This is a genomic window from Anaerococcus groningensis (assembly GCF_046365465.1).
GTDB classification, from domain to species: domain Bacteria; phylum Bacillota; class Clostridia; order Tissierellales; family Peptoniphilaceae; genus Anaerococcus; species Anaerococcus groningensis.
On sequence record NZ_JBGMEG010000007.1, the window covers coordinates 1 to 13,611 of the forward strand.

General features: G+C 33.4%; 12 protein-coding genes and 1 rRNA gene. 2 read left to right on the top strand and 11 right to left on the bottom strand.

The annotated features are described in order from the left end of the window. The 8 genes from AB9Q04_RS04705 to AB9Q04_RS04740 all read right to left on the bottom strand — a co-directional run. Positions 1 to 230 (bottom strand): 16S ribosomal RNA (locus tag AB9Q04_RS04705); the annotation flags it as partial. Between the two features lie 547 nt (positions 231 to 777). Then, positions 778 to 2,046 (bottom strand): alkaline phosphatase family protein, encoded by a 1,269-nt coding sequence (locus AB9Q04_RS04710; RefSeq protein ID WP_410024213.1) that lies wholly within the window; start codon positions 2,044 to 2,046, stop codon positions 778 to 780. Positions 2,047 to 2,054: 8 nt separating this feature from the next. After that, positions 2,055 to 2,882, bottom strand: coding sequence for a carbohydrate ABC transporter permease (locus AB9Q04_RS04715; protein ID WP_410024214.1), 828 nt, complete (start codon positions 2,880 to 2,882; stop codon positions 2,055 to 2,057). A 9-nt stretch (positions 2,883 to 2,891) separates the two neighbouring features. After that, positions 2,892 to 3,809 carry a carbohydrate ABC transporter permease gene (locus tag AB9Q04_RS04720; RefSeq protein WP_410024215.1) on the bottom strand — a complete coding sequence of 306 codons (918 nt, stop codon included), beginning with the start codon at positions 3,807 to 3,809 and terminating at the stop codon, positions 2,892 to 2,894. Beyond that, positions 3,754 to 4,905, bottom strand: a complete 1,152-nt coding sequence (locus AB9Q04_RS04725) for an ABC transporter ATP-binding protein (RefSeq protein ID WP_410024216.1) — start codon at positions 4,903 to 4,905, stop codon at positions 3,754 to 3,756. The genes AB9Q04_RS04720 and AB9Q04_RS04725 overlap by 56 nt, the downstream gene beginning before the upstream one ends. 12 nt (positions 4,906 to 4,917) lie before the next feature. Beyond that, on the bottom strand, positions 4,918 to 6,306 hold the full coding sequence (locus tag AB9Q04_RS04730; protein WP_410024217.1) for an ABC transporter substrate-binding protein: 1,389 nt from the start codon (positions 6,304 to 6,306) through the stop codon (positions 4,918 to 4,920). Between the two features lie 210 nt (positions 6,307 to 6,516). After that, positions 6,517 to 7,230, bottom strand: coding sequence for a glycerophosphodiester phosphodiesterase (locus AB9Q04_RS04735; protein ID WP_410024218.1), 714 nt, complete (start codon positions 7,228 to 7,230; stop codon positions 6,517 to 6,519). Positions 7,231 to 7,370: 140 nt separating this feature from the next. After that, positions 7,371 to 7,643, bottom strand: a complete 273-nt coding sequence (locus AB9Q04_RS04740) for a hypothetical protein (protein WP_410024219.1) — start codon at positions 7,641 to 7,643, stop codon at positions 7,371 to 7,373. 185 nt (positions 7,644 to 7,828) lie between these two features. On the opposite strand from AB9Q04_RS04740, the gene AB9Q04_RS04745 reads away from it, so the two are divergent. Both AB9Q04_RS04745 and pdxS read left to right on the top strand, forming a co-directional pair. After that, positions 7,829 to 9,175, top strand: a complete 1,347-nt coding sequence (locus tag AB9Q04_RS04745) for a sodium-dependent transporter (protein WP_410024220.1) — start codon at positions 7,829 to 7,831, stop codon at positions 9,173 to 9,175. Positions 9,176 to 9,364: 189 nt separating this feature from the next. After that, complete coding sequence (gene pdxS / locus AB9Q04_RS04750; protein WP_410024221.1) at positions 9,365 to 10,216, top strand: pyridoxal 5'-phosphate synthase lyase subunit PdxS; 852 nt, start codon at positions 9,365 to 9,367, stop codon at positions 10,214 to 10,216. Between the two features lie 39 nt (positions 10,217 to 10,255). Here pdxS and pepF read toward each other — a convergent pair whose 3' ends face one another. The 3 genes from pepF to AB9Q04_RS04765 are packed head-to-tail and all read right to left on the bottom strand — an operon-like array spanning position 10,256 to position 13,597. Beyond that, positions 10,256 to 12,037 carry an oligoendopeptidase F gene (gene pepF / locus AB9Q04_RS04755; RefSeq protein WP_410024222.1) on the bottom strand — a complete coding sequence of 594 codons (1,782 nt, stop codon included), beginning with the start codon at positions 12,035 to 12,037 and terminating at the stop codon, positions 10,256 to 10,258. 9 nt (positions 12,038 to 12,046) lie between these two features. Next, on the bottom strand, positions 12,047 to 12,919 hold the full coding sequence (locus tag AB9Q04_RS04760; RefSeq protein ID WP_410024223.1) for a hypothetical protein: 873 nt from the start codon (positions 12,917 to 12,919) through the stop codon (positions 12,047 to 12,049). Positions 12,920 to 12,922: 3 nt separating this feature from the next. Beyond that, positions 12,923 to 13,597, bottom strand: a complete 675-nt coding sequence (locus AB9Q04_RS04765; RefSeq protein ID WP_410024224.1) for a rhomboid family intramembrane serine protease — start codon at positions 13,595 to 13,597, stop codon at positions 12,923 to 12,925. Between the last annotated feature and the right edge of the window lie 14 nt (positions 13,598 to 13,611).

Below are 13,611 nucleotides of genomic sequence, written 5' to 3' on the forward strand. Positions count from 1 at the left end.
TAACACTTTGACCATCACTTCATGCGATATGATGGTGTTATAGGGTATTATTCTCCGTTTCCAGAGGCTATCCCCTTGTGTAAGGCAGGTTACTCACGCGTTACTCACCCGTCCGCCACTAATCCACTTAAGGTCATTCCGAAGAAATCTTTTAAGTTTCATCGTTCGACTTGCATGTGTTATGCACGCCGCCAGCGTTAATCCTGAGCCAGGATCAAACTCTCATGAAAAATATTTATACTACTATATTGATTAATAGTAGTTTTAAGTTTAGTTCATAAAAGCTTTTTGATTCAAGCTCTTTTCATTTACACTGATCTAAAATCAATGCGTGATTTATTTTATCCTGTTCTTTATATTAAGAACAAAATCATTGTTTTAAGGTTACTCAAATTAATTGAATAAGTTTAATTTCTATTTATTTGTAGATAAGTTTTAACTTATCTGGTTCATATTGTCATTTCTCAACGACAATATATATAATACCACGTTTAAAAATGTTTGTCAAATGTTTTTTCAAATATTTTTAATTTTTCGTTATAAATTGCTTTTATAACTAGTGCGGTATTTTTATATATTACACCATCTTAAAATGATTGTCAAATTTATTTTCCAATCACTTCTTAAGTGGTGATACTAATAATACTAGGAATTTTTAATTATGTCAAGTTTTTTTCTAAATTTATACCCCTCTATAAGTTCCTTCTATGTATAGGCACAAAAAACTGACCTAGTATTTTCTAGCTAGGTCAGTCCTAATATAAGAAAACTAATATTTTATCTTAAACACTCATTAATTACACTTCCGCTCATATTTTTTATTTCTAAATCGTAAATTTTATTAATTGTTGGAGCTATATCTACGATTTTTTCATTTTCTATAGTCTTGCTTTCTTTGAAGGCAGGACCTTTAAATATTGCTATGGCTAGATTTTTTTCTTTGTTTGGTAAAAATCCGTGGTTACCTCGTGGTCCTGGTTCTTTATCTCTACTTTCTACAAAGTCTCTTGCATCTGCGTCAAATACATAACCTTCCTTAGCCTCAATCCATAACTTAGCACGGTCACTTGATTTTAAATCACTAATCTCTTCGGTGGTAAATATTTGATCTATTCCTTCTATGTTTAAACTTTCAATCTTCTCTTTGATTTCTTTTACAAGTTTAGGATTATCCTCTTTTGTATATAGAGCTGTGGATCCTCCGCATGTTAAGAAATATGCTTGCCAGTTTTCTTTTACAGTACCATCTTCATTTACATTAACTAAATCCATATCTGCCAAAACTTTGTTTAGTCTAATAGGATAAGCTGTATCTATTTGAGAATGGTCGCTTAAAAGCATGATATTTATTTCATCAAGATTTTTAACTTTTGAAATTTTTTCAAACATACGTTTAAGTCTATCATCTAATTCTTTTATAGCATCTGTTATTGCAAAGTGGGTAGAACCATACACATGCTTTTGATGGTCTACATCTATTAGATGAAGGAAGGTAATGTCTGGTTGATGTTTTTCAAATGTGTAAGCTGTAGCATTTGCCATCCACTCATCTTTTTTCTTTTGACTATCGCAACTATTAAATGGACCAAAAACAGATTGGAGCTCTTCTATATATTCTCCACTACCGTTTTCCTTTAAGTGGTCTATATAGGTTCCTACTGGATTTGGAGAAACTTCTGGAACATTAAACTCAATATCTGCTTTTGCAGAAACTGGCCATGAAAAGGCAGCTATTTTTAATCCCTTTTTGTGGGCATTTTTAAATATTGTATCTCCAGAAATGTAATCATGGTCCCAATACCAATCCATTGCTTTTTTCTCAGGCTGAACAAGTAAGTTATTATCAACTCCATGCTCTATTGGATACCTACCTGTGACTATAGATGAGTGGATAGCATAGGTTAGGGTTGGATATACTGATTCTAACCTTCTTATCCATGTACCCTTTTCTATCATCTTTGATAAAAATGGTAACTTTGTATAAATTTCTTCATCACAGTAACCAAGAGCATCTAAGGATACTACTATAAGTGGTGTTTTATTCATAATATCTCCTATTTAATTCCGCTATAGGTAAAGGCTTTGATTATCTCTCTTTGGGCAAAGATATAAATAATGACAATTGGCAAAATTAAAATAACATTTCCTGCCATAACAGTATTCCAATGAATACCATCTAATGTTGACTTAAGCATGGAAACTCCTAAAGGTAGGGTTCTTACATCATCATTGCTTGTCATAACTAAAGGCCAAAAGTAATCATTCCATGTACCAATAAAGTTTAAAAGGGCAATGGTTATTACCGTACCACGAGCTTGTGGTAGCATAATTTTAAATATTATCTTCCAAGTTGGTGTATTATCTAGGACGGCTGCTTCTATAATCTCATCTGGAACTTGCATAAATCTCTGACGTAGCAAGAAAATTCCAAAGGCTGAACTTGCCCATGGCAATATAAGGGACCAGTAGGTATTAATTAAGTTTGCTTTAGAAAACATAAGGTATACTGGCAAAAATATTAACTGAGCAGGGATCATCATAGTTACAAGTATCAGTGAAAATAATATATTTTTGCCCTTAAAGTCCATCTTAGCAAAGGCGTAGCTTGCTGGGATGATGGTTAATAATTGTAGGGCTACTACTGATAAAGTTACAATAATTGAGTTTTTAGTATAGTGTAAAAATGGTCCTGAGTTCCAGGCATCTACATAGTTTTGTGGCACCCAAGTTTCTGGTAAGAAAGTTGGGGGCAATCTTAAAGCTTCTGCAAGGGGCTTAAAGGAGGTAAAAACCATCCATAAAAACGGTCCTAGGAAAATAACTGAAACTATTATCAAAGCGATAATTCTTAATATTTTTCTTAAAATACTTTCTTCTCTCATATCTTCTCCTTAGTTGTAATACACTTTTTTAGACATTAGTTTAAAGTAAATGAAAGTAAGGATGGCTATTACAACAAATAAGATTACTCCTGCTGCTGAAGAAAGACCCATATTAAAGAACTTAAATCCAGTTTCATATATATAGTAAACCAAAGTATTTGAAGCATTCATCGGACCACCTTGAGTCATTATGCTAATTGTTTCAAAAACTTTAAAGCTTGCTATAATACTTGTTATGCCTATAAAAAATACTGTTGGAGAAAGCATAGGTAGAGTAATTTTAAAAAGCTTTCTATGCCAAGGTGTATTATCTAATGCTGCTGCTTCATAAATATCATCAGGTATAGCTTGAAGACCTGATAAAAATATTAATGAATAATATCCTACACCCTTCCAGATACTTACCGCTGCTAGCGAATACATAACTATATCAGGATTGGTAAGAAATCTTACAGGTTCTACACCAATTTTTCCTAATAGATAGTTAAATAAACCATAATCATAATCCATTAACCATAACCAAAGCATAGATATAGATACTAGGGAGATGATATGAGGAGCAAAAACTACACTTTGCATAAAAAAGTGAATTTTAGTATTTTTATTTAAAGCTAGGGCAATTAATAGGCCCAAAATTATAAAACCTGCTACAGTTAGAATTGTATAAAGGAAAGTATTGCTCATAGTCTGAGCAAATCTAGGATCGCCTAGAAGATGCTTGAAGTTATTTGCTCCTACAAAATTCATATCTGGTGATATGAAATTCCAGTCATGAAAAGAAAGGTATATCATGTACAAAATAGGAATAAAGGAGAATAATACAAAAACAAGCATAGCAGGGGTTATCATTAAATAAGGACTTGCCTTAGTTTTAGTTTGGGCTATAGGTTTTTGTGTCGGTTGCTTTTTCTTGATTGCTACGTTCAAACTCTACTCCCCCTTCTTTGTTAAGATCTTCTGGCTGCTTATCTGTTAAGTTTTTACTTAAATTTAAAAGCTTTTGGTTACCATCAAAATGTTTTAAGTCTTCTTTTTTTACTTCTATGATAACTTCATCTTTATTGATAATTTCTTTTTCGTAAGATTTTACTTGAAAAGAACCTAGGTTATTTTCTAAAGTATAAATGGTTTCTGACCCTAGAGGCTCTACATTTACTACATTTGAAAGAAAATATAGCGATTCTTGGCTGCTAGGATTTTCTACAATTTTTGCATCTTCAGGTCTAAAGCCCACATATTTTATATTTTTATCTTCTGGTTCGTAGTATTTTTTAGTACTTTCATCTAGTTTAATGATATTCATAGGTGGGGACCCAATAAATTTTGCTGTAAATACATTGGCTGGGTTGTTGTAAATATCGCTAGGTTTTGAATCTTGCATAACATGACCATCACTCATTACAATAATTTGAGTTCCCATACTCATAGCCTCTACTTGATCGTGGGTTACATAGATAAAGGTTGTACCCAGTCTTTCGTGAATTTTCTTTAGCTCAGTTCTCATTTGGACTCTAAGCTTTGCATCTAGGTTACTTAATGGTTCATCTAGGATAAATATATCTGGTTTTTTTACCATAGCACGAGCTAGGGCCACCCTTTGCCTTTGACCGCCTGAAAGATTTGATGGACGTCTATCCATATATTCATCTAAAGAAACTATTTGACTAATCTCACTGATGAGTCTATCTCTTTCTGCTTTTGGTACTTTGTTATTAATAAGACCAAATTCTATATTTTCGCGAACAGTCATTGTAGGATATAGAGCATAGTTTTGAAAAACCATAGCAACTTTCCTATCTCCAGGAGCCACATTATTTACTAGTCTATCTCCTATATAAACATTTCCATCGGTAATATCTTCAAGTCCTGCTATCATGCGAAGAGTTGTAGACTTACCACAACCTGATGGACCTACAAAAACAGCAAAAGCTCCGTCAGGGATGTATATAGATACATCCTCGACAGAATATTTTTCATTGCCATCATATTTTTTATATACGTTTTCTAATTTTACACTTGCCATTTTTTATCCTAACTAAAATGATAAGATTGATTGAGCTTGATTTTGAAGGTTGTCATAAACTTGATCTACATCTGCACCTTGGGTTGTAGTATTTGTTACACCTTCATAAAGCATTTTTTCCATTTCTGGCCAACCTTTTGCAATTGGTCTTGCCTGTGCATATTCAAGTTGGTCAAAGGCAACCTTATATTGTGGAGTTTCTTGGTGAAGTTTTTTGATTTTATCGCTTTCAATTGAAGAATATCTTGTTGGTAGGTAACCAGTATATTCTGAAGCAAATACGTTTTGTTCTGTTGCAGTCATAAATTTAAGGAATTTCCAAGTAGCTTCTTGTTTTTCTTTATCAAGTCCACTAAGCATTACAATATTACATCCACCTGTTGGTACAGCATAATGTTTGTTACCCGGTACGAATGAAACATCTAAATCAAAACCATTTTCTTCAGCTAGTGGCATAAGTTCTGTTAAGTTAGCTGTTGATGTAAAGTAGAAAGCTGAGTTTTGGTTTACAAAGTCTTGTCTACATGTTTCTCCAGCTTGTTCTCCTAGAGCAACTTTTATTAAATCTTCATCTGCAAGTTCTTGTAAAAATCTTGCTGGAGCTTTTGTTCCTTCTTGGTCAAAACCAATTTTTCCATCTTTTGCATAAAATCCATCAGATGAATATACCCAAGCTTCTAAAAACCAAGGATCAAGTTGGTAAGTAAGTGCATATTTGCTATTATCTTTATCTCTTAATTTTTCAGCATACTCCTTAAATTCTTTCCAATCTCTTGGTCCTTCTGGATCAAGACCTGCTTCTTTAAGCATACTTACATTTTTATACATAATTGGTGTTGATCTATAAAAAGGAAGGCCATATAAGGAATCATCTATATAAGCTTCATGCATTAGTCCTTCATTAAAGTCTTCTATATCTACTTCGTCATCTACAAATGGGTCTAGATTTTCAATCATGCCACCTTTGGCCATAGTGTACATATTTGCAATTTCTACTTCAAATATTTCTGGAGCATTATTAGCAGCTTTGGCTGCTTGAGTTTTACTAGCAAGGTCTGCATAAGAACCTTGGTAAGCTGCTTCAACTACAATTTCATCTTGAGACTCATTAAATTGTTTTACCAATTCCTCTTTTGACTCACCAATTTTATCTTTCCATGCATACCAGTATGTAATATGGATTTTGCCATCATCTGTGTTTGCAGTTTTTTTACCTTCTTTTGTATCATCTGCTGGAGTATCAGCATTTTCTGCTGTATCATTAGCATCTGTATTAGCAGATTCTGTTTGTGCTGGTTGATTATCTGTTATGGTGTCATTATTATTAGCCCCACAAGCTGTAAAGCCTAGTAGCATTGACATTGATAGAGCTAGGCCAAATATTTTTTTTGTATTAAACATACATCCTCCTAAAGTCTACTGTAAGTATATTTTAAGAAGTCTCTGTCAAATGTATTTATTAAACTTGTAAGACTCTGGTAAATTTTAGCAAGGATTTTTTTAAATATGTTTTACATATACATTTAAATTTTTGTAATTTATTTGTAATTAAGCGATATTATAAATTTATATAAATTTTACAAATGGTTAACAAAACACACCCTAGCTATCTTAGTTTAGAAATTCTTTTACCTTATCAGGATAATCTGTTATAAGACCTGATGGCTTACAAGGTAAGTATTCCTCATAGTCATAGTCCGCTTTGCCAAACCAAATATTTAAGCCAATATTATTTTCGGAAAATTTTTTTGCTATCTCTTTATTTATAGTAAAATTCATAGGATGAAAGTATTCCATTCCTAAATCTTTTACGTAATCCCATGGCTTATAAAGTCTTGATGATTCTAAAACCCCGCATTTAATTTCAGGAGCTAGCTTTTTAAATCTTACTAGGGAGTTATGGTTAAAGGATGAAATAATAATTTTATTTTCCAAATCATATTCTGTTATTAATGCATAAACTTTTTCTTCCAGATTCTTATATTCGATAATTGAATTTTTAAGTTCTATGTTTGTAATAATTTCTTTATCCTTAGCAAATTCAAAATATTCTCTAAGGGTTGGGATTTTTTGGATATCACAAGCTGGATATATTTTTGAAGCATTTAGATTTTGTAATTCTTTAAGTGTTTTCTCACAAACCAAGCCCACCCCGTCCGTCGTTCGATCTAATATTTCATCATGAATTATTACTATTTCATTATCCTTTGATAAGTGAACATCAAATTCTATACCATCAGCTCCAGCCTCTACAGCTTTTTTAAAAGCTAGCATGGTATTTTCTGGGTATTTACCTTTAAAACCTCTATGGGCAAAATTTATCATATTATTCTCCTAAATTTTTATACATAGTAGTAAGAAAATATTTTTATTCTATATATTTATATGAAACCAAAATAAAAAAGGATTGCCCAATATTAAACAATCCTTTTAATTTTATTTAGTATTTTAATATTTATAGTTAATTAATCATCACAGTAGTCGCCAAAAGCTTTGGCTCCACCACCGATACCTCCACCTAGTGTTCCAACAATTGTTCCTGGAACTCCTGCAACTGCGGTACCAGCTAATCCACCTGTGGTGCCTCCTTCAATAATCCCCCCTGATACACCAACTATGCATTTTTTATCATACCTAGCTGCATGGGCTGTTTGAGTTGGCAATACCAAACCAATTCCTAATGCTAAAGATGCTAAGAATAAGTTTGCTTTTCCGATTGTTTTTGTAATTTTTTTCATGATGCTTCCTTTCCTTTTTTATCTTCAATATTAGTTTAAAATTTTGTCTTGGCTAGCCATTAATTATCTACCCGGTAGATACTGTGCTAAACAAAAACCCCCTTTATGTAAATAAATTTTTACATAAGCCATTAATATTTTATATTTAATCTGATATAATACCATTTAAGAAAGATAGGAATATTATGAGTATAGAAAATAAAGATTTAATAAATAAGGATGGATTTTCGAGTAAATTGGGCTTTACCCTAGCCTCTATAGGATCTGCTGTAGGTATGGGAAATATTTGGCGCTTTCCTGTTATGGTTTCTATTTGGGGTGGGATGAGCTTTTTAATCCCATATTTTCTTTTTGTAATCTTAATTGCTTCCACGGGAGTTATAGAAGAATTTGCCCTGGGCAGGCTAACAGGCTCTGGACCTGTTCATGCCTTTGGTTTTGCTACAAAACAAAAGGGAAATGAAAATATAGGAAAAAGATTGGGTTTGATCCCTGTTCTAGGCTCTCTTGCCCTAGCTATAGGCTATACAGCTGTTATGGGGTGGATTTTTAAATACAATTATCTAGCCATGAGTGGAGAATTGTCTATTTTAGGCAATGATTTTTCAGCCATAGCTATGACTTTTGAAAATACTGCTGCAAGCTTTTCCAATAATTTTTGGATATTAGTAGCCGGGCTTTTTTCTATGGTTATTATGTCCTTTGGTATAGCCAAGGGAATTGAAAGAGCCAATAAGGTTTTGATGCCTATTTTATTTATTTTATTACTTGGTCTTGCCATATACCTAGGCACGAATCCAAATTCAACAGCTGGCTATAGGTATATTTTTAATCTTGATACAGCAAAATTAGCTGATATAAAATTGTGGGTCTTTGCCTTTGGCCAGGCCTTTTTCTCCCTATCTATTGCGGGCAATGGCTCTGTAATCTATGGGGCATATTTACCAAAAAATGAGGATATCCCATCTTCTGCAAAAAATATTGCTTTTTTTGATAGCTTATCTGCAATCCTTGCAAGTTTTGTAATCATACCTGCCATGGCCATTGGTAAGGCTGACCTTACTGAGGGTGGACCTGGGCTTATGTTTATCTACCTAGTAAATGTCTTTAATCAAATAGAGGCTGGTAAAATCTTAATGATTATTTTTTACTTAGCTATTTTATTTGCTGGATTTTCATCTATAATTAACCTTTATGAAGCTCCAGTGGCCTATGCCCAAGAAAGGTTTGGCCTAAGCCGTAAAAAAGCAGCCTTTATTATAAATATGCTAGGAATACTAGCCGCTATTTTTATCCAAGGGATAGTTGGCCCATGGATGGATATTGTTTCTATATTAATAGCTCCGTTGGGAGCCCTACTAGCTGGGATAATGTTCTTCTGGGTTTTAGATAAAAATATGGCTATCGGAGAAGTAAATAAGGGTCGCAAAAAAGCTTTGGGCAAATGGTTTTTCCCCCTTGGCAAATATGTTTACTGCGCTCTAAGTTTACTTGCCCTAGTCCTTGGAATAATATTTGGCGGCATTGGTTAATAAATGTTTTGCTAAATTTTCCGTAAGGGGCAAATTTTATTTTTTAATTAATATAAATATTTTTGAAAAATTATAAAATGTATAAGATTTATATGGTAGAATAATAAAAATAAGAACTTTAATAGCTAGTATTCTTTGCATTTAAGATTATTATGCTATACTTATATGTAATTAATATAGGAGGCAATCATGACTTTTGAATCAATAAATAACCAACTTAAGTCCGGTGTAATCATGGATGTTATAAATGTTGAGCAAGCAAAAATAGCCCAAGATGCGGGAGCTGTTGCTGTAATGGCCCTTGAAAGAGTACCAGCAGATATTAGAGCTGCGGGTGGAGTTTCTAGAATGAGCGATCCAGAAATGATTAGCAAAATTCAAGAAGCTGTAGCAATCCCAGTTATGGCAAAGGTACGTATAGGTCACTTTGTAGAGGCCCAAATTCTAGAAGCACTTGGAGTTGATTATATAGATGAGTCTGAGGTATTAACACCTGCAGATGACTTTAACCATATAGATAAAACTAAATTTGATATACCTTTTGTATGTGGAGCTCGTAACTTATCAGAGGCTTTAAGGAGAATAAAAGAAGGTGCTGCTATGATTAGAACAAAAGGTGAGGCTGGAACAGGAGATGTAGTTCAAGCTGTAAGACACCTTAGGACAATTCAAACACAAATAGCAGAAGTAGCGTCACTTAGAGATGACCAAATTTACACCAAGGCAAAAGACTTGGGTGTAGACTATGACCTATTAGTTTATGTAAAAGAAAATAAAAAACTTCCAGTTTTAAATTTCTCAGCTGGTGGAGTTGCTACTCCTGCTGATGCTGCCCTTATGAGACAGCTTGGAGCTGAGGGAGTTTTTGTAGGAAGTGGTATTTTTAAATCAGGAGATCCAGCAAAAAGAGCTAAGGCCATAGTAAAGGCTGTTGAAAACTATGACGACCCTAAAGTTTTACTAGAAGTAAGCAAAAACTTAGGAGAGGCTATGGTTGGTATAAACCCAGATGAAATAACTCAAATAATGGAAAATAGATAAAATAAAAAGCAGTAGGTTAAATTCTACTGCTTTTTTCTATTATAATATTGCTTTTCTTAAATCTTCTAAAGCTTCACGTGCTACATCCATAGCCTTTTGCATGGCATCTTTATTTGTCATATCAACTCCAGCTTTTTTAAGAACATCAATTGGATATTCACTTTCACCAGCTTTTAGATAGTCTAGGTAAGCTTTTCTATCTTCATCTGTTCCTTTTAAGATTTTTTGACTTAAAGCTACTGCTGACATAAAACCTGTTGCATATTGGAATACATAGTAGAACATATAAAAGTGTGGGATTCTTGCCCATTCTGTTGAAATGTATTCGTCTACTTCTATATCTTTACCAAAGTAATCGCGGTTTAGGTCACCGTAAATTTGATCAAGTTTTGCAGCTGGGATGGGTTCTCCTTTAGCAACTAATTTATTTACTTCATGTTCAAATTCTGCAAACATAGTTTGTCTAAATACTGTTGATTTAAATTGGTTTACAAAATAATTTAGTAAGTAAGCAGTTTCTTCTTCACTTTGGCTATTTTTTAGCATGTAGTCAAGCAGTAAAAGCTCATTGGTTGTTGATGCTATTTCTGCAAGAAATATTGAGTATGAACCGTAAATATATGGCTGATTACTTCTTGTATAATATGAGTGCATAGAGTGGCCAAGCTCGTGGGCAATAGTAAATACATCACCAATGGTATTTGTATGGTTTAGTAAAATATATGGTTGAGTATCGTAAGATCCTGATGAATAAGCACCTGATCTTTTGCCTTCATTTGGCATTACATCAAACCATCTTTGTTCAAATCCCTTGCGAGCTACTTCTACATATTCTGTACCAAGTGGCTTTATTGCTTCTAAAACTATATCACGAGCTTCCTCAAAGTCGATTTCTCTTTCATAATCTTTTACAAGTGGTACATAGATATCATGGAAACCTAGGTCATCTACCCCTAAAAATTCTTTACGAAGTCTGGTGTAGTCTCTATGGATATCCATATTATCATGAACTACTTCTAGCAAATTGTCATAGATTTCTTCATCTAAGTTGTTTGCAGAAAGACTCATTTGACGAGCTGAATCATATTTTCTAAGTTTTGCTACTATATTATGACTAGTAAGTTCACCGTCTAATAAGGATGCAGCTGTATTTTCAAATTGTTTGTAAATTCCATAGTAAGTTTCATAAACTCTACGTCTAAAGTCACGATCCTTATCTTCTTCAAGAGTTGTAAAGTTTGCATCTGTTAGCTCTACTTCTTTGCCGTCTTTTTCTACAGTTGGGAATTTCATATCTGCATTTGAGAAAACCATGTAAGTAGAAACTGGATTCTGAGTTAGTTTTGCAAAACTTGCTACAATTTTTTCCTGATCTTCACTTAAAACGTGATCTTTACTCCTAAATAAATCATCAAAGTAATGTTCGTATTCTTTCAGTTCTTCTTTTTCTGCAAGCATTTTTTTGATATCTTCATAGTCTGCAGATAAAGTTTCTGGAGTAATAAATGATAATTTTTCAGAAATTTCTGCTCCTGCAATTGTAGAGGTTTGGCTCATTTGCTGGTAGGTGCTGTCAGATGTATCTTCATCTGATTTTAAATGGCCATATACTGCAGCCTTTGAGAATTTTCTCATAAGTTTTTCATAATCTTTTAGGAAATCTAAAAGGGTTTGACTATCAGATGTAATCTTTCTCTTATAGTTTGTAAGTTTAGTAGCAAGATCTTTTACTTCTTCTATTTCCTTATAATATTCGTCATCTTCTTTATAGATTAAAGAGGTGTCCCACTTTAAATTTTCATCTATTTCGTGTCTTTTCATTATTGCTCCTTACTTTTCTATATCTATATTCATGCCCATATTTTGTGCACTGGTTGTAGTTTTTGTAAGCAATAGCCTATCTTCCCCTGTCACATCAGGCAAATATCCTATATCCATCTCGCGATTTTCATATAAGCTTGTAACTGGTCTATGTTTTATGCCGTAGATATCTAGCATGGATGGTAGATACCTTTCTTCTGTTTCCATACGATTTTTTATAGCCTTATTTATATCACCTGGTACAGCTTGATCAGTATATTCAATAACATCTCCCAAGCGCTCTACTGTTGGCATAGTATTATCAGTAGAAGTTCTAAAAACCAAGTAATCCATGAGACTCATAAATTTATTAAAAATATAATAAGCACTATAAGATTCACCATTATTTACAGTAACTTGGCTAACTAAAAGCATAGGACCAGATTCTGATTTTATTTTATCAAAAGTAACTATTGTATTTAGTCCACTAATACCTGCAACTGGACCAAATTCACGTTCTGTAAGTTCATTATTCCTCTTATAAGAAAGAATTGTAGAATATGCTCCACCAATTTGAGTTGAAGGGCGCAGGGAAACTCCTATTTGACTATCTCCTATTTTAGTGTCAATGATATTTCCCACAGCATCAGCTGGATTTAAAGTTTTGCCAGCCTTGCCAGATCCATATAAATTATTTAAATCTAACTTATCTTCAGACTTTTCATCATTAGTAGCTACTGAGTCTTCACCTGCTTTTTCATAGCGAATATCTGGCATAACGAAGTCATTTTCACTCGTTTTCTCCTCTGCTGCCAATTCTTTTTCAAAATCAGCACGAGATTGAAACTCGCAAGATGTGAGGGCCAAAACAAGACCCATGCTTAAAAAAAACTTTTTTTTCATAGCCTATACCACAGTTTTTAGGCCTATTCTTACAAAAAGAATAGCCAAAACTACAAAGGCAGTCACACTTATTATTTGAGTGCCTGTTGCAAGGCTGCGATTGATAACTGGGAAAACTCCCGCTAAAATCACACCAGCCAGCAAACCACCCAGGTGGCCAAGCATACCTACGCTAGGGCTTAGTAATGAATAAATAATATTTATTGCAATTACAGATAAAAAACTTGCCCCAAAGCTAGATAGCATACTGTCTCCCCTATAATTTAGCATAATACCTAAAGCCAGACCAAAAAGTCCGTAAAGGGAAGTAGAAGCTCCTGCACTAACAGTGGATGGATTTCCAAAGGCAAAACTTAATAAATTTCCCATAATTCCTGCTAAAAGGTAGATAATAAGGAAGTTGCGGCTACCATATAGCCTTTCAAAAATCGGTCCTATTTGATACAAAAAGTACATATTAAATAAAATATGCATAAATCCTATATGGATAAAGCTAGCAGTAAAAAGTCTCCACCACTCGCCATAAGCAATTCTTTGCTTAACCACAGCCCCAAATTTAACTAGATTTCCAATATTTTGGCTGCCTCCAGCTAAGGTCATAACTGCAAAAACTATGACATTTACTATAAGTAAAACACTTGTTACTCTGCTTGATCCTAAATTTCTAAAATTATTCATAATCTAATTATACT

Excerpts from the sequence above, each read along its gene's own strand:
- AB9Q04_RS04710 (WP_410024213.1), bottom strand. The coding sequence starts at position 2,046 with ATGAATAAAACACCACTTATAGTAGTATCCTTAGATGCTCTTGGTTAC.
- AB9Q04_RS04715 (WP_410024214.1), bottom strand. The coding sequence starts at position 2,882 with ATGAGAGAAGAAAGTATTTTAAGAAAAATATTAAGAATTATCGCTTTG.
- AB9Q04_RS04725 (WP_410024216.1), bottom strand. The coding sequence starts at position 4,905 with ATGGCAAGTGTAAAATTAGAAAACGTATATAAAAAATATGATGGCAAT.
- AB9Q04_RS04730 (WP_410024217.1), bottom strand. The coding sequence starts at position 6,306 with ATGTTTAATACAAAAAAAATATTTGGCCTAGCTCTATCAATGTCAATG.
- AB9Q04_RS04735 (WP_410024218.1), bottom strand. The coding sequence starts at position 7,230 with ATGATAAATTTTGCCCATAGAGGTTTTAAAGGTAAATACCCAGAAAAT.
- AB9Q04_RS04740 (WP_410024219.1), bottom strand. The coding sequence starts at position 7,643 with ATGAAAAAAATTACAAAAACAATCGGAAAAGCAAACTTATTCTTAGCA.
- AB9Q04_RS04745 (WP_410024220.1), top strand. The coding sequence starts at position 7,829 with ATGAGTATAGAAAATAAAGATTTAATAAATAAGGATGGATTTTCGAGT.
- pdxS (WP_410024221.1), top strand. The coding sequence starts at position 9,365 with ATGACTTTTGAATCAATAAATAACCAACTTAAGTCCGGTGTAATCATG.
- pepF (WP_410024222.1), bottom strand. The coding sequence starts at position 12,037 with ATGAAAAGACACGAAATAGATGAAAATTTAAAGTGGGACACCTCTTTA.
- AB9Q04_RS04760 (WP_410024223.1), bottom strand. The coding sequence starts at position 12,919 with ATGAAAAAAAAGTTTTTTTTAAGCATGGGTCTTGTTTTGGCCCTCACA.
- AB9Q04_RS04765 (WP_410024224.1), bottom strand. The coding sequence starts at position 13,597 with ATGAATAATTTTAGAAATTTAGGATCAAGCAGAGTAACAAGTGTTTTA.